17 protein-coding genes are annotated in these 19,521 nt (G+C 48.5%); 5 read left to right on the plus strand and 12 right to left on the minus strand.

The window, feature by feature from the left end; genetic code table 11:
- The 4 genes from KB186_RS23685 to KB186_RS23700 form a co-directional block, all read right to left on the minus strand.
- The gene (locus KB186_RS23685; RefSeq protein ID WP_232774488.1) at nt 1-435 is read right to left on the minus strand and encodes an Lrp/AsnC family transcriptional regulator; all 435 of its coding nucleotides are present in this window, start codon (nt 433-435) and stop codon (nt 1-3) included.
- Between the two features lie 190 nt (nt 436-625).
- Entirely contained in the window at nt 626-1,792 is a 1,167-nt protein-coding gene (locus KB186_RS23690) for an MFS transporter (protein WP_232774490.1), read from the minus strand.
- Nucleotides 1,782-2,618: a MerR family transcriptional regulator gene (locus tag KB186_RS23695; protein ID WP_173610999.1), complete on the minus strand. Its 837-nt coding sequence runs from the start codon at nt 2,616-2,618 to the stop codon at nt 1,782-1,784. Before KB186_RS23695 ends, KB186_RS23690 begins: the two co-directional genes overlap by 11 nt.
- Nucleotides 2,619-2,763: 145 nt before the next feature.
- Nucleotides 2,764-4,245, minus strand: a complete 1,482-nt coding sequence (locus KB186_RS23700; protein WP_173610838.1) for a DEAD/DEAH box helicase — start codon at nt 4,243-4,245, stop codon at nt 2,764-2,766.
- Between the two features lie 318 nt (nt 4,246-4,563).
- On the opposite strand from KB186_RS23700, the gene KB186_RS23705 reads away from it, so the two are divergent.
- Together KB186_RS23705 and KB186_RS23710 are read left to right on the plus strand one after the other, a co-directional pair.
- The gene (locus tag KB186_RS23705) at nt 4,564-5,097 is read left to right on the plus strand and encodes an RNA polymerase sigma factor (RefSeq protein WP_173610837.1); all 534 of its coding nucleotides are present in this window, start codon (nt 4,564-4,566) and stop codon (nt 5,095-5,097) included.
- Nucleotides 5,084-6,196, plus strand: a complete 1,113-nt coding sequence (locus KB186_RS23710; protein ID WP_173610836.1) for a DUF4179 domain-containing protein — start codon at nt 5,084-5,086, stop codon at nt 6,194-6,196. The genes KB186_RS23705 and KB186_RS23710 overlap by 14 nt, the downstream gene beginning before the upstream one ends.
- 62 nt (nt 6,197-6,258) lie before the next feature.
- Here the strand turns inward: KB186_RS23710 and KB186_RS23715 are convergent, their stop codons facing one another.
- The 5 genes from KB186_RS23715 to KB186_RS23735 all read right to left on the minus strand — a co-directional run bounded on the left by KB186_RS23715 (nt 6,259) and on the right by KB186_RS23735 (nt 12,556).
- Nucleotides 6,259-7,335, minus strand: coding sequence for a M42 family metallopeptidase (locus tag KB186_RS23715; protein ID WP_173610998.1), 1,077 nt, complete (start codon nt 7,333-7,335; stop codon nt 6,259-6,261).
- Between the two features lie 255 nt (nt 7,336-7,590).
- Complete coding sequence (pepV, locus tag KB186_RS23720) at nt 7,591-9,027, minus strand: dipeptidase PepV (RefSeq protein WP_173610835.1); 1,437 nt, start codon at nt 9,025-9,027, stop codon at nt 7,591-7,593.
- Nucleotides 9,014-9,745: a GTP pyrophosphokinase gene (locus KB186_RS23725; protein WP_173610834.1), complete on the minus strand. Its 732-nt coding sequence runs from the start codon at nt 9,743-9,745 to the stop codon at nt 9,014-9,016. Before KB186_RS23725 ends, pepV begins: the two co-directional genes overlap by 14 nt.
- Before the next feature lie 133 nt (nt 9,746-9,878).
- A complete protein-coding gene (locus KB186_RS23730) occupies nt 9,879-11,960 on the minus strand; it encodes a methyl-accepting chemotaxis protein (protein WP_232774492.1) in 2,082 nt (693 codons plus the stop codon).
- Between the two features lie 122 nt (nt 11,961-12,082).
- Nucleotides 12,083-12,556, minus strand: a complete 474-nt coding sequence (locus KB186_RS23735; protein ID WP_173610832.1) for an N-acetyltransferase — start codon at nt 12,554-12,556, stop codon at nt 12,083-12,085.
- Between the two features lie 201 nt (nt 12,557-12,757).
- Here KB186_RS23735 and KB186_RS23740 point away from each other — a divergent pair, with 201 nt between their 5' ends.
- Nucleotides 12,758-13,351: a TetR/AcrR family transcriptional regulator gene (locus KB186_RS23740; protein ID WP_047071619.1), complete on the plus strand. Its 594-nt coding sequence runs from the start codon at nt 12,758-12,760 to the stop codon at nt 13,349-13,351.
- Between the two features lie 38 nt (nt 13,352-13,389).
- Here KB186_RS23740 and KB186_RS23745 read toward each other — a convergent pair whose 3' ends face one another.
- Genes KB186_RS23745 through KB186_RS23755 form a run of 3 tightly spaced genes read right to left on the minus strand, consistent with a single transcriptional unit; the run spans nt 13,390 to nt 16,531 of the window.
- A complete protein-coding gene (locus tag KB186_RS23745) occupies nt 13,390-15,066 on the minus strand; it encodes a peptide ABC transporter substrate-binding protein (protein ID WP_173610831.1) in 1,677 nt (558 codons plus the stop codon).
- Between the two features lie 3 nt (nt 15,067-15,069).
- Complete coding sequence (locus KB186_RS23750) at nt 15,070-15,243, minus strand: hypothetical protein (protein ID WP_173610830.1); 174 nt, start codon at nt 15,241-15,243, stop codon at nt 15,070-15,072.
- Nucleotides 15,203-16,531, minus strand: coding sequence for an ATP-binding protein (locus KB186_RS23755; protein ID WP_173610829.1), 1,329 nt, complete (start codon nt 16,529-16,531; stop codon nt 15,203-15,205). Before KB186_RS23755 ends, KB186_RS23750 begins: the two co-directional genes overlap by 41 nt.
- A gap of 181 nt (nt 16,532-16,712) precedes the next feature.
- Between KB186_RS23755 and KB186_RS23760 the strand changes: the two genes are divergently transcribed.
- The gene (locus KB186_RS23760; RefSeq protein WP_232774494.1) at nt 16,713-19,205 is read left to right on the plus strand and encodes a U32 family peptidase; all 2,493 of its coding nucleotides are present in this window, start codon (nt 16,713-16,715) and stop codon (nt 19,203-19,205) included.
- A gap of 31 nt (nt 19,206-19,236) precedes the next feature.
- Nucleotides 19,237-19,467, plus strand: coding sequence for a DUF1128 domain-containing protein (locus KB186_RS23765; protein ID WP_015892616.1), 231 nt, complete (start codon nt 19,237-19,239; stop codon nt 19,465-19,467).
- Nucleotides 19,468-19,521: the final 54 nt, after the last annotated feature.

The raw sequence follows: 19,521 nt of genomic DNA on the forward strand, positions 1-19,521 counted from the left end.
TCATATCTCCTCTTTCATGGAAGACAGGACGATCATCGTATTCGTCTTGCTTACCCCTTCTACTTGCTTTAATGTTTCAGAGATGAATCGTTCCAGATCAGCCGTCCCTTTTACGGCGACCTTCAATACATAGTCGTAAGCTCCCGCAATATGATGGCATTCAAGGACACAGTCTGCCTGCATGACCGTTTCACGGAAGCCAGCGATATGCTCCGTTTTCTCGATTTGTACCATCACAAACGCAATCAGGTGAAGCCCTAGCTGCTCCCGATCCAGCTTCACCGTGAATTGCTTGATGAGTCCTGTATCCTCCAGCTTACGTATTCGCTCGGAGACCGCAGGCACGGACAAATGAACCTGCTTGCTGATGTCGGAGCTGGTGATTCGGGCATTTTCCCGCAATAAGCGGAGGATTTGTTCATCGATCCGGTCCATAGTGGTACCCCTCCTTTTTATCAAGATTATACCAATTTCTTTAGAATAAAAAGGAGTTCGGCACTATTACCGTGTTTTTTAAAGAATTGTCGCACTATCTCTTTCGTTTTTTCTGTAGCACAAATAATCTTGGGGCGTTTTCCTAAAATCATGCTGTCGAGAGAGACGAAAAGGCATCTTACGCTATCTTCTACGCTGATAATTGCTCTTTCTCTTTCTTTAACGAAAACAAACGGATCGCGAGCAACAGTGACAGCAACGCAATAACAAATCCCGACCAGCCTAGATGCTCCACAGAGGCGTTGCTGATCACCAGTCCCCCAACCCATGATCCCAAAGCGAAGCCAAATTGAATAAAGGATGTATTAATGCCAAGAGCGATATCCGGCGAACGGGGCACCTGAGTAACCAGATATAGCTGTTGGGCCGGAGACGTTGCCCATGTGGCGAGCATCCACAGCATGATGATCACGATATGGACAGTTATCACTCCATCCATGACCGAAAGCAAAAGCAGCATGCTTGCCTGAAGGGAGAGTCCAAAATAAATCGAAAATTTCGGTCCCTTGCGATCTGCGATAACCCCTCCAATTTTTGACCCCATAAAACTGCAAATGCCTGCTAAAAACAGAATCGCGGAAATCTCGGATGCCGAAAGCTCTGCCCGGGTTAGCAGGAAAGGCGCAATATAAGTAAATACTGTTGAATAAGCGCCGATGTACAACAACGTGATAACAACCGCGGCCAGAATTTTTTTATTTTTTATAACAGCCAACTGTACCCGCGGTGTTACAGTCTCCTGCGCTTTTATAGGCGGGACTTTTTTATAAATGACAAGCAGCGGAATTAAGCCCAGCAGTCCAATGAAAATGAACAGCAGTCTCCAGCCAATCGCTTCACTTAAATAAGTGCCAACCGGGAGGCCAAGTACAAGCGAGCTGCTCAATCCCATCAAAATGATACCGATTGCTCGCCCACGATTGCCCTCTTCAACTAGCTGTGTAGATACCGCCATCGCAACAACAGTAGCAACTCCTCCACTGAGTCCTTGGATCATACGTGTAACCAGCATCATCTCAAAGGAAGGACTCACATAGACCAGCCAGTTGCTCAACATAAAAATGCCAAGCATCGTGAGTAATAATTTTTTTCGGTCAAGATGGATTGTAGCAGCGATGATTATGGGAGCCCCTATTGCCGCTGAGAGGGCAAAAGCAGTGACAAGCAATCCGGCAGACGATGTCGTGACACCCAGGTCAACTGCCACGATTTGAATAATGCCGCTGATCAAATACTCCACTGTCCCAATCAGGAAAACGGCCAAAGCAAGAGTAATGACGACCCATTTATTTCCCATGCTCAATTAGCCCCCTTGCTTCAATTGGAATCTGGATTTCTATGAGCTCAACTCCAGGTTCTTCTGATAAGGGAACATAGATTTCTCTGCCGGGCTGTTCGCTTCGAATACAGTAGCCATGCTGTTCAATCCACGTAGCCAGATCCAGGCAAGCTGATTCCTTAAAGGTCGAATCCGAACGAAATAGCAGCGAAGCCATTGTCTCGGCAGGCAAGAAGCTTCGTTCCATTTGCTCGGGCAGTGTGACAGAATCTGTTTTAATGGCGTAGCCCACCCCAAATTCGAAAAGCTGATCCTTTGTTCCGCTTTCCTTCCATAGCACTGTTTTGGGACCAGTCAAGGATGATTTCAGGCTGGCATCAAGCAAACTGTCGAACATTTGAAACAGCCAAGGAATATCTTCAGCAGCACCTCGTGCTGAATAGGAAATCAAGTGCATACTATCTACCTGCTTCAGAACAACCTCTTGCTCCTTCTCGATCCTTCCCTCCCGTTCAACAAGCTGCACCCGTTCTTTAATACGGGCAAGCTTTGACATCTCCATCTCCAGCAGGGATTGGATTTCATTTTCTTTGAGCCTCAGCATGCCCCGAATTTGTTCGGCTGGTATATTCTCATGAAGCAACTGCGCAATCTGCTGCAACGAGAACCCCAATTCTTTGAAGATGACAATTCGATTGATCTGCAGAAGCTGTTCGGCACAGTAATAACGGTACCCGGTCGTATCATCGATTTTTGCTGGTTTTAGAATCCCAATCTGATCATAATAGCGCAACGTTTGTAACGGAATTCGACTCAGTCGGGAAAACTCGCTGATTTTGAACAATTCCACACCTTCTCTCCCATTATTTCGATCCGAGTATAAACCTTCTAGTCGAGTATAAAGTCAAGAACTTCCTTTCATACGCCAAAGGCGTTTCTACAAAAAAACCGCCCAGATCCTTTTCGAATCTGGGCAGCCTCTTCATTTCTTATCTTCCTCTTGATTTCCCGGCAGATTGACTAAACGGTCTTCCACCCTTGGCAGAGCGAGCCGCTCCACCTTTCCCTGCTTTTTTGGCATCGGCAGGCTTAGCAGATTTACCCGCTTTGCGTGCTGCAATTGCTTCTGCCTTCTTGCGATTTTTCTCATACTGGGTCTGCATTTCACCCAGTTCACGCGCCATCTTCTTTTTGTAGCCTGGTTTTACCTTCGTCTTTTTCTTCAAGGCTTCACGTACAGGAGAGAACTCTTTGTCTTTTTCCTTCTGTTGCTCTTTCGCCTGTTGCGCCCGCAGCTCAATGAAATGAGCTTCCCGTTCTTCCGCACGTTCACGGCGACCCGCATCCAGATGGCGACCTACCTGCAAAATTCTTTCCTCGATCGATGCCTTCGTGGCTTTGGCAAAACGCCCCATCAAATTCTTCTGACGAGGAGAGATGAGGGAGATGGCTTTTCCTTTTTGTCCCGCACGACCAGTACGCCCAACGCGGTGAATGTAACTGTCCACGTCATTCGGCAAATCGTAGTTGATGACATGTGTTACGCCTTCTACGTCGAGTCCACGAGCTGCGATATCTGTCGCGATCAAGTATTGGAAACGAATCTCACGGAATTGCTTCATCAGTTGTTCCCGCTTGTTTTGAGACAAATCACCGTACAGTGCTTTCGCAGCGAGGCCATTTTCCTGCAATCGGGCTGTAAGCTGCTGCACACGAACTTGCGTATTGGCAAACACGATAGTCAAGAACGGCTGCTCCTGCTCCAGCACATCGACAAGAGCGTCCGTCTTATCGCTTTGGTTCACCACATAGTAAAATTGTTCAATGCGCTCCACAGTCTTCTGCTTGCCCTCGATCTTGATATGCGGTGGCTGCTTCATGAAGCGGTGCGCCAGTCTTTTCACCAAATCGGGCATCGTAGCAGAGAACAACAGCACCTGACGCTGGGAAGGCGTGTGGACGATCACTTGCTCCACATCTTCCAAGAAGCCCATTTCCATCATTTTATCTGCTTCATCCAGCACTAGTGTAGAGATGCGTCCGAAATGGAGCGATCCACGCTTCATATGATCCAGCACGCGCCCTGGTGTTCCGACTACAACATGAACCGTTTCTTTCAGTTTACTCAGTTGCTTGTCAATATCCGTTCCACCGTGCAGAGACAGCACGTTTACATTCAGGTGCTTACCCAGCTTTTCTACTTCTTTTGCAATCTGAATGGAAAGCTCACGTGTCGGGGTGAGGATGAGCGCTTGAATGTCGCGTTTTCCCTCTTCCAATGCGTTGAGGATCGGCAGCATGAATGCAGCTGTTTTTCCCGTACCTGTCTGAGCTTGTCCGATCAGATCTTTGCCTTCCATAATGAGAGGAATGGCTTCCTCTTGAATGTGTGTCGGTTCTTTATAATACAGGTCTTGAATCCCTTGCATCAGCTCCGGACGAAAACCAAAAGACGCAAACGATTTTGCCATAACTTCCACTTCCTTTCACAAGCGATCCGATTCGTACACCATAACTGCATGGACAGTGAATGCGATAAAATCGGCTCTCATCAATCAAAATTCATCCTAGGCAGGTTGTTGCCCTTGCGAAATCCTATCCTACCTATACTAAAGGAGTCCTTTCGAAAAAACAACTAAACCGTTCAACTCCCGGGTATTTTTCTTCAAGTCTCGCGACGATGAAGCAAGCCTAGCCGAAATTTTTGCTTACATAATGTGACCATGTATCGATTTCGCTGATCTAATTACTGTCAATGTGAAAAACCAACACAGAAAGGAGTGAAAAAGGTGAATCTAAGAGAACAGGTTCTCCTGGCAAAGCAAGGAGATCGCGAAGCTTTTATCGCTGTTGTCAAACAAGTGGAGAGCTCCTTGTACCATACGGCTAAATCCATCCTGAAAAAAGAGGAAGATATTGCGGATGCTCTCCAGGAAACCATTTTAAAAGCATATAAATCGCTGCATTCACTTCGTGAGCCCCAATTTTTCAAGACATGGATGTTCCGAATTTTGATCAATGAATGCAACAAGATAGTAGCAAATCGCTCCCGTAACGTTCTCGTGGATGAATTCCCTACCCAATTGTCACTCTCACCGAAAGACGAACATATTGATCTGCGGGACGCCGTTGAGAGGTTGGATGAACAGCAGCGCCTTGTTATTGTGCTTCACTATTTTGAAGACATGCCTTTAAGACAAGTAGCAGAGGTACTGGAAATTTCGGAGAGTGCCGCGAAAATGCGACTCAGTCGGGCACGGAACAACTTGATGGAGAAATTAACTACATTTCGGGAAGGGAAGATACATTATGGATCAATCTAAATTCGATTTCGAACTAAAAGAGTACAAACGTTCAAAGGAAACGATGATGTCACCATTGGTACGAGCACGACTGGATGAAACATACGCTGCACTCCCAGAAATGTCTCGCGATCGAAAAGTCCAACGATCACGCAAGGCACCTTATGTTGCGGCCGCCGCAGTCATTCTGGGTGCAACTGTATTCACCTCCGGTTTTATCTCGCCGGTCATGGCGCAATCGATTAAACAGATCCCAGTGGTGGGGAGTCTCTTTAGCTTAATCGAGGCGGACCTCGGCTTACGAGCTGCAGGCGAACAAGGTCTTTCTTCCAAGGTGAACAAGAGTATTTCTCATCAGGACATGAAGCTCGAGGTAACGGAGACCGTCTTCGACGGAACACGCGCTGTCTACCTACTCAGTGTAACGGCTCCAAACCTGAAGGACGGCATGTTTGATACGGGAAAAGAGGTTGTCAAACTCAGTGACGCTATCGAGAATGTCACTTTTAGTATCGATGGAAAAGGTCAAGATGCCCCAGATAGTTTGGTATCTGGCGGTGGTTTTTTCTCCTCTGCTGGCGAATCGCACCCAAACATGCTTGTCTTCGAAGAAATTTTGAAGACACCTGACCACAATTCAACAGGCAAGATTCCAGACTCTTTCCAAGCGGAAGTGGTTGTTAAGCTTGCTGGAATTGATCAAACCTTCAAGCTGGACATTCCGTTCCAAAAAGCGACAAGCAACACCATCCAGCTAAAACCGAATGCTGTTCAATCAAACGATGGGATTTCTTTCGAAGTATCCGAGGTCAATGTGACGCCAGTGACGACGCGCTTGTTGTATTCGGTCAAACTGGATGGCGAGACATCAGATAAGTCCATCAGAGCTGCCCTGTTTGACGACCAAGGTCGTCAACTGACATCCCTCCACGGAGAAGGGGAACAACGCAAGGATAGCACTCTCACATTTGACGCCCGCTATGCTTCTGAACAAGGACAGCCGAAGTATTTCATAATCAAGCCTTTTGTCGTAAAAGATCATTTCGCTGAAACAGTCACAGACGATCAGTTTATTAAGGGTCTGGAAATAAAGGTAGACCTCCCCGAGCAGAACAAGTAACCAAACGAAACCCTCCCCAATGCATTCACACCTTGAATGGGGAGGGTTTTGCTTTCCTTACCTTATCTGTCTATCAATTGTTGTACTGTTTCCTTATCGAGCTTCTTGATAACAGCTGTCAGCAGCTGGGCAGCCTGCTCGAAATCGCTTTTGGACATAATCGCATTATGGCTGTGAATATACCGTGTCGCAAAACCGACGACAATCGACGGGCAGCCAATGCCGCTTGTATGGAATTTTGCGGCGTCTGTCCCGCCTCCAGCGAGTGCATCCACCTGGATATTGATGCCGAGCTCCTCTGCTGTGTCGAATACGAGATCGCGCAATCCGGTATGCGGAATCATCGTAGCATCAAATAACATGACGAGCGGACCGTCCCCCACATTGCAGGTCATCGGATACGATTCATTCCCAGGAGTGTCATATGCGAGTCCAACATCAACAGCAAAAGCAATATCCGGTTCAACCAGCCTCGCTACTGTGCCAGCACCGCGAGTTCCGACTTCCTCCTGCACAGTTGCACCGGCGTATACCACATTCGGATGCTCTTCCTTCTGTAAACGTTTCAGTACTTCGATTGCCAGCGCACACCCCGCACGATTATCGAGTGCCTTTGCTACCCACAGCTCACCGTCGCGCATGGTCGTAAAATCACTGTCAGGAACAATCCAATCACCTGGGCGAACACCCATTTCCTTCGCATCTGCTTCATCTTTTGCCCCGATATCAATGTACAGCTCCTTGAGCTTCATGACCTTTTCCCGTTCTTCTTTTTCCAGCGCGTGTGGTGCCTTAGAACCAATGAGTCCCAGATACTCACCTTTGCGTGTCTTGACCTTCACACGATGTGAGAGCATATTGTGCGTCCACCATCCGCCAAGCTGGATGAAACGCAAGTACCCTTTTGGCGTGATATGCGTCACCATGAACCCTACTTCATCCAAATGTCCCGCGAGCAAAATTTTCGGGCCGTTTTCTGCACCCGTCTTCTTTCCGAGTACCCCACCCAGCCGATCCTTTACCAACTCGTCGCTGAGAGGCTGCAAGTACTCCTCCATCTTCACCCTGACTTCGCGCTCGTGCCCAGGTACTCCGTCCGTTTCCGTCAAATCCTTGATCAATTTCGTAAGATCGTCCATCATTTATCTCCTTTTCGATACTGACATATTCCCATATGAGTTCGAGAAACCGCCTACAGAATCCTTTCATTTCCAAATTGCCTACACCCTACTTATGATTGTTCCCCCAACCCCTGTCCCGAATGCGCCCGAGTACTTCTTATGCTGTCACATTTGAGTGGGTTGCCTTCGCAGCATTTCCCAAAGTCTTTTGTCTCGCCTGATTCAGCAAAAATAAAAAAACGGCTGGCGCTTTGTACCAGCCGTTTGCTATTTCTACTTCGCTAATTCATAGATCGCTTGCGCGTAAATCGCGGTCGCTTTGATCAGGTCATCCACGAAAATATATTCATCTCGCTGGTGTGCACTGTCAGGACGCCCTGGGAAAAGCGGTCCGAATGCTACCCCAACATCCAATGAACGGCCGTAGGTAGCGCCGCCAATGGCAATGATGCCAGCTTCCTCGCCTGTTTGTTCTGTATACACGCGTTGCAGTGTCGTCACCAAAGGGTGATTTGGATCGACGCGGTGCGGTGTCAGGTGCTCAGCCACTTCGAGCGAAAATGCCCCTTCGCTGAATCGTTCAGCCAGAACAGCCGACCATTTTTCGAAGGAAACAGAATGTGGGTAACGGATATTCAGACGGAAAAGCGCATCCTGCTTTTCATCATACTCGATCACACCTGTGTTCAGTGTGAGCGCACCCATTTCTTCATCATCATGCGCGATGCCAAGCTCTTCCCCGTAGTGTTGCTTGTGCAAATAACGATCAGCCAAGCTTACAAATGCAGCTCCGCGTTCATCCAGGGACAAGGTGCACAAAAAGTGAATGAGCTCGGTACCCGCGTTGACGCCTTTGCTCGGATCCATTCCGTGAACCGAGACGCCCTCCATGTGCAGCACTACGAGACCGTCCTGCTCCTCCGCCTTGCCTTTCAAGCCAGTTGTATCCAAGTGCTGGCGATAACTTTGTGCAATCGCCTCACTATTCAAACCGATTGGCGCAAGTGTTGCTACAGCCTTGTCTGGAACCATGTTCATCCGCAAGCCAGCCTGTAAGGAAACGAGCTTTGCCTCCACGTTTTCCGCTACAGGCATTCCGAGGCTTTGGAAGGAGTCAAGCGTCTGACGCAACGACAGATCAGTCAAGCCTTTTTCCGCATAGATCAGCGGGAAGTCTGCATCCGGCGTAAAGCCCATCGTCGGCATTTCTTCCGTTTCAAAATACGTGTTCACACATTGCCAGCTCGATTCTTCATCCGTACCGAAAATAAAGCGCACGCGCTTCGAGAGCGGCAATCCCAGCTCCATCACGATCTTCGCGGCGAAAATGGCAGCCATCGTCGGGCCCTTGTCATCAATCGCTCCACGAGCCACGATGCGTCCATCCACGATCTCGGCTGCATACGGTGGCGTACTCCAGCCATCGCCTTCCGGTACGACATCGACATGGCTCAGAATGCCGATCAATTCCTCGCCTTGCCCGAATTCAGCATGCCCTGCATAGCCGCGGACGTCTTTGGTTGTCATGCCTGCCTTTTCACACACGTCTAGCGCAAAGTCAAGCGCTTGCCGAATCCCTTCTCCAAAAGGGGCCCCTTCCCGTGCGGACTCAGGGTCCAATACGCTCTTTATTTGCAAAAATTGTTGCGTTGTCGCAATCAGTTCTTCCTTGCGTTTATTTGTTTCTTCCAGCCAATTAACGCTTGTCATCCTCTTCTACAGTCCCCTCACTTATACTTCCTTCGTCCATTGCCGCATCGACGTCGAGATCCAGCTCCACCAGCGATAACAATGACTCCATCGGCACTTCTTTTTTCGTAAACTCTGCTTGGGCGTCTTTAATTTCGTCCCGGATATTGTTCATTTCGCTATCCAGCTTGTAGGACGCCTTGGCAGCCTCAAACAATCTTTGCCGTATATCAGATGGGATAATTCCCTCGTATTTATAATTCAGCGAGTGCTCAATCGTCGCCCAAAAATTCATTCCCAACGTGCGAATCTGAATTTCTACCGGAATGGTCACTTGCCCACCCGCCATCATGATCGGATACTCCACAGCAAGGTGATAACCGCGGTATCCGCTTTCTTTTGGGGTAGAAACATAATCCTTCTCCAAATAGACACGCATGTCTCCGCGATTGCGGATCATCTCTACGACTGCCGGTATATCATCAATAAACTGGCAAATGACGCGGATGCCTGCGATATCGCGAATTTCCCAGCAGATATTCTCATCAATCGGAAACTGCAAGCGGTTTGCCTTGTTGTAAATACTCGGGATCGATTTGACCCTGCCTACCGCAAACTCAATCGGTGAATGCTCCTTGCGTTTGCGCAGCTCGTTACGGATATTTTTAATTTTGACTTTGATTTCTTCTACAGCTTGTTCGAACGGTAGCAGATATAGTTCCCAATCTAGTTTGTGCACGCTTACGTCCCTCCGGCTTGAAACTCTCCATCGTCCTTATCATTCAACATTTTGTGTGAGATATCCTTCCAAAATACAAAAAGAGACGGGAGAAAAGGCAGTTGTCACCGGCTTTTGCTCCGTCCCTCTTTTCTTAATTTTCGCGCGAAACAAAGCTTGCAAGGGAGCTTCTCAGCTCTTCTGCCAGAATAGCCAGCTGATTCGCAGCATCTGCGATAAGCTCCATCGCTGCACTCTGCTCCTCGACCGCAGCCGAGATGCTTTGGACACCTGCAGCCGCTTGCATCGAAGCAGACGATACTTCCCCAGCGACTACAGCTACCTGTTGGGTATCTGGCGCCATACGCTTGAAGGCTTCGCTGACGCTGTTAATTTCTTGCGACACCCCGAGGATGTTTTCCTCGATGTGCTGGAACATCTCTTGCGATTGGTGTGCTGTCTTCATGCCACGGGCGGTCGTTTGGGCACCCTCTACCATTCTGGATACTGCTTCTCTCGTATCCTTTTGTACGTCTCCAATCATGCCTACGATCTGCTGGGCAGCACTGTTGGTATCTTCCGCGAGCTTGCGCACTTCCCCTGCAACGACGGCAAATCCCTTGCCATGCTCTCCTGCTCTGGCCGCTTCGATTGCAGCATTCAAGGCTAGCAGATTGGTCTGGCGGGCAATTTCTGTAATGACAGAGATAATTCTCGAAATGTCCTTCGAGCGACCTTCCAATACATGAATGACATCCGTTGCAGCTTCTACCGAACGATTGATTTCGTCCATGCTTTCCATCACATCTGCGATCGCGCGTCTGCCTGCGTGTGCATGCTGCTTCATTTCTTCCGCAGATAAGGTCACTCGTTCTACATTTTCCGTTACCACCGCCACATCCTTCGTCAAATCCACAGCAAGATTCAAGGTTTGTCCCATTTTCTCTACCTGACTCTCAGCTGCTGCAGCCACTTGATCGACGACGAGGACAATTTGCTGGCTGGAAGCGGCAATCTCACTGGTGTTTCCCTGAATATTTCGCACGGCACCGGAAACGGAAGCAGCTGCCTGCTGAATTTGAAACAAGATTTTGCGCAGTTGCTTTTGCATCGTAACGAGAGACCCTGCCAGCTCCCCTAATTCATCTTTTCGTTTTAATAGCTTGTCAGGAATCTCACGCGAAAAATCACCATGCCCAATCCGCTCTGCGACAGCAAGCATGCCGCGAAACGAGCGGCGAAGCCAGTTTGCTGTAAGTAATGAGATGATGACAATGAGCACGAGTACGGCACCATTAAAGGCAATCATGGCATCCCGAATGCGGGTTGGGCCTTCCAGTATTTCGGTCATATTTCTCTCTGCCAAAATCGCCCACGTCTTCTTCCCCACTTTAACCTGATCGTAGGATACGAGCACTTGCTGCCCTAAGTAATCCACGCTTTCGGCCGTTCCTTCGGATTGTTGGGTGAGCAAGACTTGATCGACAATGGGCGTATCTACTTTTTGCTGTAACAACGTATTTGGTCCACTGCCCAGTTGCGAGCGCATGAGCTTGTCCGGGCCGCCAACCAAGTAAATCTTCCCGGTTTCCCCCAGACCTTCTCGTTGGTTGAATATTCTTGAAATATAATCCATGGAGACTTCGACTGCTATTTGCCCGATGATGTAGCCTCGTTCGTAGATCGGCGCTGCAATGTATACCCCTGGCGCCCCTCCAGATGGTTCGTAAATGCCTAGATCCGACATTTCTGCGCTTTGGGTTTTCTGGACTTGCTGCACAGTCTGGCCAAGTACAGAGTCAGCGTGTGGGCCCGTCAGGAGATTGGTACCAAAATCGGCCTGCGGCTTTGTCTCGTACACGATATCCCCTTGTGCATTCAACAGAAAAGCATTTACGAAGCCGTAGCGGGCAACCTCCATCTTCAATTCGTTCGTATATCGCGCTTGCACTTCTTCATAAGCAGGCGATTCCAGGCCTTGCCGCCACACGTCCTCAAACGAAGAAAGGGCGGACATTACTGTTCCCGATGCAGCCAACGTATCCACGTTCCTGGCTCGCTCGCGAAAGTAATTTTCCACCTGTTCCTTGTTGCTTTGACGTAGTGCTTCCAGTGTAGCGGCACTTCCATTCAACAATTCCTGCTTGGATTCCTGATAAGCAAACACTCCCGCTGCCGTCAGCGGTACACTTCCTGCCAATAGTAGTACGAGCAGTATACGAGCGCCCAACTTCATGGAAAAGACCCCCATTTTTTCCAATCTATTTTTCTGGTATACTAATAGAATATTGTTTATATTTCTACTATTCATATGAATATAGTACCAGAAAAGGAAAAAGGAAGGCTAGACCAAATGTATCAGGACGTTTCGAAAATCATAGCAATTTCGTCGCACATCGGCAGCTTGGAGCAGTTAATACAATCCTTCCAGGCTTTTTGCGGCAGTGTTTCCTTGGCGACCACCCAAAATCCGCACTTTTCAAAAAACACTTGTTGATAGGTCAGCGCCAGTACACGCTTAATTCCCAAAAGGCGGCATTGCTCAACCAAATGAAGAACCAGATGCTTCCCAACGCCCATCCCCTTTGCTTTTTCCGAGATAGCCAAGGAGCGGATCTCCGCCAGGTCCTCCCACAAAATATGCAAGCCTGCGACACCTACAACCGAATCTCCATCATGAGCGACAATAAAGGATTGCAAGTTTTCCAAGAAAGACAGCTTCGTACGTGGCAGCATCAAGCCCTGCTGTGCATATTCATTAACAATCTCCAACATGGCATCCACGTCTTTCATCGTAGCCTGACGTACTGCCAGCGCCTTTGCAACACCCATTTTACTCTCCTCCACCCCATGCATAACGAGCCTGGTATGATTTAATATTTATTCATTATATTATATAAATATACATTCGCACTGCGCAGAAGTCTATCCTTTTTTCACCTAAATTATGCTCAATTGCATGAACTATTCTTTTGTTAGGTAACGGTTGTGTTATAATCAAGCGTACGAGTTCTTAAGGAGGTGCTACATAACTTGACGACGAGACGGGAACGGAAAAAGCGCGAAACACGCGAAAAAATCTTCAATGCTGCCATCAAGCTTTTCAAAACGCACGGCTTTGAAGCAACCACCATCGACATGATTTCCGAAGAAGCCGATGTTGCTCGCGGTACGATCTTTTTGCATTTCACTTCAAAGGAAGCCATTCTCGCTAACTGGGGATATGAACGTCTGCATGAAATCGAGGAGCGTCGGGAAGAGTGGGACTATGGTAACGACTGCAAATCGAAGGTACTGCGGATCTACAAGATCATGAATGAAGTCACCATTACCAATTTCGATTTCATCAAAGTCGTCGTAGAATCCTCGATGAAACATCGAAAAGTGCTTGAGAATGAAAAGAACATGTACTTTGAATTGCGCCAACTATTCGCTGACCTGATTGAAGAAGCGCAAGAAAAGAATCAATTGAAAAGCAAATTCAACCCTCTTGTCGCTGCAAATATGTTGGAAAATATTTACTATAACGCTCTTTATGATTGGGTACGCAGCGAAGGCGCCTGGGCACTCGAAGAAATCATGGAAGAGAAGGTCTCTATCGTATTCGAAGGGCTGGTCGTGGAATAATCCGACTGACCAGCCCTTCGAATGTGACTACATATGATTTATTCGAAATAGGCCCATTTGTACTGCGCGTATCCCAGACCAGAAATGACTACGCCTTTCAACTTGGGGTTTTGCGCATACACCGTAGACTTAAAGTAAAACGGAATAACTGGCATTTCGTCTACCAAGATTTTCTCAGCCTCTTGCAAGATCGCTTTTCGTTTGGCAGCATCCTTCTCCTTGGCAGAAGCCGCCAATAGATCGGCAAATTGACGATTCTCCCAACGAGTATGGTTGTTGCCTTCCTTCGTCCGGAATATTTCCAGGAAGTTGATCGGATCGTTGAAATCCCCCGTCCACCCCATCCGCGCTACTTGATACTTCCCGTTTTTCACGTTTTCATAATAGACATTCCATTCCTGATTCTCCAGCTTGACGTGCACACCCAAGTTTTTTTGCCACATGTCCTGTACGGCTTGGGCGATTTTCGTCTGTGCTTCCTCCGTATTATAGGACAGTGTAATCGGCGGGAGCTGGTCGATGCTGGCATACCCTTCTTCCTTCATGCCTTCCGCCAACAGTTGCTTGGCTTTTTCCATGTCGTTGTCTATAAACAAGCCTTGCTCGTTCTCAGCAAACATCGTAGGCGGCACTACGGCTGTCGCAACCAATTCCCCTCCCTGGGTGATATTCTCCACAATGTCTTTCCGGCTGATCGCGTATGAAAAGGCTTGGCGAATTTTTTTGTTGTGGAAAGGCTTTTGCTCTGTGTTGAATTCATACCAATACGTCCCTGCTTTTGGCGTGATCACCAGCAAACCTTTTTCCTTCAAGGTCGGCATCGCGTCGAGCGGAAGATTGCCAGTCGGGGCGCCTGCCCAATCGAGATCGCCGCCCTCCAGCATGGACAGCTCTGTATTCGCGTCATTGATCATACTCATTTCGATTTTGGTCAGCTTGACAGCGTCTGCGTCCCAATAATGCTCATTTTTCGTAAGCGTCAGCTTGTTTTTATGCTCCCACGCAGTGAGTTTGAACGGTCCATTCGAGGTGTAGGTTGGTCCTGCTTCCTTCGCCCAGTCCGGATGTTCTTTCACCACTTTGGTATTTAGCGGAAAGTAGCTGTAAAAAGCCGTCAGCTCCAGGAAAAACGGCGTCGGGTTTTCCAGTTGAACAACCAGTGTCTTGTCGTCTGTTGCCTTGACCCCGATCTCTTCGGGCTTCGCTTTGCCAGCAAAGGCCGCCTCCGCATTTTTTACATAAAACAGCTGGTAGGCATACTGGGAACCGTTTTTGGAATCGAGTGCCCATTTCCAGGCATTTTCAAAATCGTGCGCGGTTACGGGATCGCCGTTCGACCACTTCGCATTGTCGCGAATCGTGAAGGTGTACGTCAACAAATCATCTGATGCCTTGATTTCCTGGGCCATCGCGGGCTGTGGAACGCCCTTGTCGTCAATTCGCGTCAGCCCTTCAAACGTCTGAAAAATAACATTGGATGACCAAACATCCGAAATGAGTCCGGGATGAAGAGAAAGCGGTTCTGTAAAGTTATTCAGCCTGAGTATCTGTTCAGGTTGCGCAGATGCACTAGCTGGTGTAGCTTCTGTCGTTGGTTGTGTGGCAGGCTTTGCTGCTTCCTGAGGTTGTCCGCATGCAGCAAGCGCGAAAGCCAAACCTGCTGCGAAAACAACTTTTCCTGTCTTTTGCCACCATCGTTTTGCGGAACTTCTCATGGTCTATTCTCCTTCGTTTGAGAGCCTTCGCTGTTCTTCACGCTGCTGCCATTCTTTCAGCTCGTTTTTGATTTGATAGAGTTCTGCACGTGTTTCGAGCTTGAACGCTTTTAATTCACTTCTGATGACAGCCAACTCATGAAAGAGTCGCTCCCACACCTCTTGATCTTTGTCCATGTTCGCCTCCTTTTTCGGTCGTATACACTGCAGGCAGTTGAATCGTCACCTGCGTTCCGTGCCCGCGTTCACTCTGAAAGTGGATCGTCCCCCGCATCGCCTCGATAATCCGGCAGGTTACCATCAAACCGAGACCTGTCCCTTTTTCCTTCGTAGAATAAAAAGGTAGCCCAATCTGTTCAATCTGCTCCGGCGTCATCCCCTCTCCCTCATCCTTGATGGAAATCACATGATAGTTCCCGGCTGCTCGTACGGTGACATGGAGTATGCCACCTTGTCCCATCGATTCGATACCGTTTTTCATTAGATTCATCAATGCTTGCTTGAGCTTAACGGCGTTGCTCTCAACGAATAGGCCCGGCTCGGTCTCACAGGCGATTTCCACTCGATTCATGACGCTGTACGAGGACATAATGGCGCTCACTTCTTTTACGGTATGCGCAATCTCCAGTCGCTCCAGCGTCTCAGAATGAGGCTTGGCCAGATTTAAATAGTCGGAAATGATAAATTCAGCCCGGTCGAGTTCATTTAAGACCAATCGGATGTATTCAACGTTTTTCGGATTCGTCTCCTCACGCAACAATTGGACAAAACCTCGTACCACCGTGAGTGGATTGCGCACTTCGTGGGCGACACTGGCTGCCAGCTCGCTGATCAGATTCAGCTTTTCCGAGCGTTCGACCTGCTTGCGGATAATATGAGATTCTCGAATAAACTCGATGAAATAAACGGCTCCACCTTGAACGATCAAAGCGAGGTAGCCAATCTCCACTAACGGCTCCAGATGATCGCTAATGATGGACAACGGGAACCCTCTCCAGATCAAAACAACCATCCCTCCACCGATGATGGATAGCTGCTTTAAGCATCCGATCAAGAGAACGGTCGCTAGTTTTTTTCGTAAAGAGTAGCCATACCAACGATTGACCAACAAAAACGGGATGATCGCGTAGACCATCGTTCCAAGAATCGTTATAAGAACGCCATCGCCTCCCAGAACAATCTTTACAACAAACATCATCAAAATCGTTAAAATGCCCGGGATATACCCGGCGTATAAAATGGTAATAATGATCGGTATCGAGCGTAAATCGTACTCCATACCATTACTGAGTTGTACTGGAAAGCTCATGGCAAAAATGACACTGATCGAGCTACAAACGATAACCATGGATGATTTGACGCTCATCTTGTTCGAGGTTGATCGCCCCAGCCAAACGTTTCTATACAGCAAAACAGGGACGATAACGAACAGCAACTGCAGCAAAATGTCTTTGATGATTAACATATATCGGTTCCCCTGGTTCGTAGAATATTTCGATTTTTCTTACAGAATACCATTACTAGGTATCTTTCTGGAAGGCACATTTTCAACATCTGGCAGAAAGGATGTTTTTGTTGCGGTGACCAGCACATTTCCCTATGATGAAGAAGAGCTTGTTTGAAGACCTTGGAGGTAAGACATACACATGCGAAATGGTATAAAGCGTGAAGATATTGAGCTGTTGGCACCTGCTGGTAACTGGGACTGTTTGAAGGCAGCCGTGGCCAACGGTGCCAATGCCATCTTTTTTGGGGTAGAAAAGTTCAACGCGCGTGCTCGTGCTGAGAACTTCCAAATGGCGGAACTGCCTGAGATTATGGCTTATTTGCACATGTACGGGGTAAAGGGCTTCCTTACCTTTAATATTCTCGTATTTGAAAATGAACTGGAGGATGCACGCGAGCTGATTGACGCCTGTATTCACGCTGGAGTAGACGCGGTGATCGTACAAGACCTCGGTCTTGTAAAGATGATCCGCGAGATTTCTCCAGACTTCCCGATTCATGGCTCTACACAAATGACGATTACTTCGCCGGAAGCGGTGGAGTTCACGAAGCCGTTTGATATGGAACGCGTCGTGCTCGGTCGTGAAAATTCATTAAAAGAGATCAAAAAAATCGGAGAAAAAGCGAAGCTGCCGATGGAAGTATTCGTCCACGGTGCCTTGTGTGTTTCTTATTCCGGTCAATGTCTGACCTCGGAAATGTGGGGGGGACGCTCGGCAAACCGCGGGGAGTGTGCCCAGGCCTGTCGCTTGCCGTATGACCTGATGGTAGACGGTGTGCAAAAGGACATGGGAAACATCGCTTACGTGCTGTCCCCGAAGGACTTGGCTGCTATCGATTTGGTTCCTGAGTTGATCGAGGCTGGCGTGACTTCCTTTAAAATTGAAGGCCGCCTGAAAACACCTGAATACGTGGCAAACGTCGTGAGCAAGTACAATGCCGCCATCGAGCGTTATTTTGCCGGACAAGATACGGGACCAACCGAGGTAGAAGTACGTGAGCTGCAACAAAGCTTCTCTCGCGGGTTTACGCACGGATTTTTGACCGGGACAAACAACAAGCAGCTCGTAGATGGTTCGTTCCCGAAAAGCCGCGGTGTGTTTTTGGGAACCGTGAAAAAACTGCTGCCTACAGGCGTTTTGGTGGACATCACTGCTCCTGTCAAACGCGGAGACGGTATCGTGTTCGACGCGGGTGACCCTACGCAAAAAGAAGAAGGCGGTCGCATCTACGATATTTTGAGCCGCAGTAAAAAGGTAGAAGGTGAAGTTTCCAAAGGCTTGTACGAAATCGTCATGGGACGCAATGACGTGAATCTGAAGCGTCTTCACGTCGGTGACCGCGTATGGAAGACGAGCGACCCTGAGCTGGATCGTCGCCTGCGCAAAACGTTCGAGACCGAAAAGCCTTATCGCACCTTCCCGCTTTCCGTTCACGTGAGCGGAAAGCTGGGTGAAAAACTCAGTGTCACTTGGGTGGATAAACAAGCGAATCACGCTGTCAGTGTTCCTTCCGAGGTACTGCTGGAGACTGCTTTGAAGCGCCCTCTGTCGAAAGAGTTACTGCACGATCAATTAAGCCGTCTGGGCGGAACCATTTTCCACCTGGAAGCTCACGATCTGACTGTCGATCTCGAAGGGGATCTCATCGTACCTGTCAGTGAGTTGAACCGGATGCGCCGTGACGCAGTCGAACAGCTCGTGTTCCTGCGCTCCAAGCCGCCGATTTACCACCATCACGATATCAACGTATACGCGGATGTTCCGAAGAGCCAGCCAGTGGAAAAGCCGCTCCTGACAGCGCTGTGCCGTTCCCTTGAGCAATTGGAAGCAGCTGCGCAAACCGACGTGGACTTCCTCTACGCTGACTTTGAATTCGTCAAGCAGTATCCAGAGGGTGTCAAGCTGGCCCATAAGTACGGCAAAAAGATCGGGATTGCTACGATGCGCATTCATATGCCGGATGAAAACGGGGTCCTTGCCCTGATCGCGAAAAGCAAACCAGATGCTATTCTGGTCCGCAATACGGGAGCACTCTATTACTACTTGTCCCGTCGTGATGAAATCGACATTCCGCTGATTGGCGATTTCTCCCTGAATGTCGCGAACCACAAGGCAGTTGAGCTGTTCCTTGCAACAGGTCTTGAGCGCGTAACGCCATCGTACGATCTGAACATCCAACAAATGGTCGATCTGCTCAGCCGCTCAAACGCTGCGAACATGGAACTGGTTATCCACCAGCACATGCCGATGTTCCACACGGAGCACTGCGTATACTGCACATTCATGAGTGAAGGTACTGACCATACGAACTGCGGAACTCCATGTGAGACCTCCCGCATTTCTTTGAAAGACCGCGTCGGCTTCTCACACCCTGTACGTGTGGATACCGGTTGCCGCAATACCGTTTATAACGCGATTGACCAGTCTGGTGCTGAGTATTTGAGTGAGTTCCGCTCCCTGAATGTCGGTAGCTATCGCATCGAGTTTTTGGAAGAAGAGCCAGAGCGCGTGAAAGAGGTAATCAGTCTGTATCGCAAAGCATTGCGCGGAGAAGTTAGCGGTACACATGTATGGCGTACCCTGAAGGCAACCAACCAGTTGGGTGTCACACGTGGGCAACTGACGAAATAAAAACCAGCTTTGTAGAGAGGAGCGAGAAAGCATGGCTGACCTGAATCAACCGACTGTAGAAAACTTGGCCATTATCATTGAGGGCATCAAAGCAAAGCTGAACATGGCGAATACGGCGGTGATGCGCCCGGAGGATTTCGATCTCGTTCATTACGAGGATTTGCTGTACCTGTACAACATGGTGCAGAAAAAAGCAGCGTTTGGCATCAATGAAATGACTGCCATCGTTGAAGAGCTGGGTGCGATGAGAAAACAATCCTAGTTTTTGCCCTAACAAGAGAAAAAAGCGTCGCTCCTGTACATGGAGTGACGCTTT

The sequence above is a fragment of the Brevibacillus sp. AF8 genome (assembly GCF_021270385.1).
In the GTDB taxonomy this organism is placed as follows: domain Bacteria; phylum Bacillota; class Bacilli; order Brevibacillales; family Brevibacillaceae; genus Brevibacillus.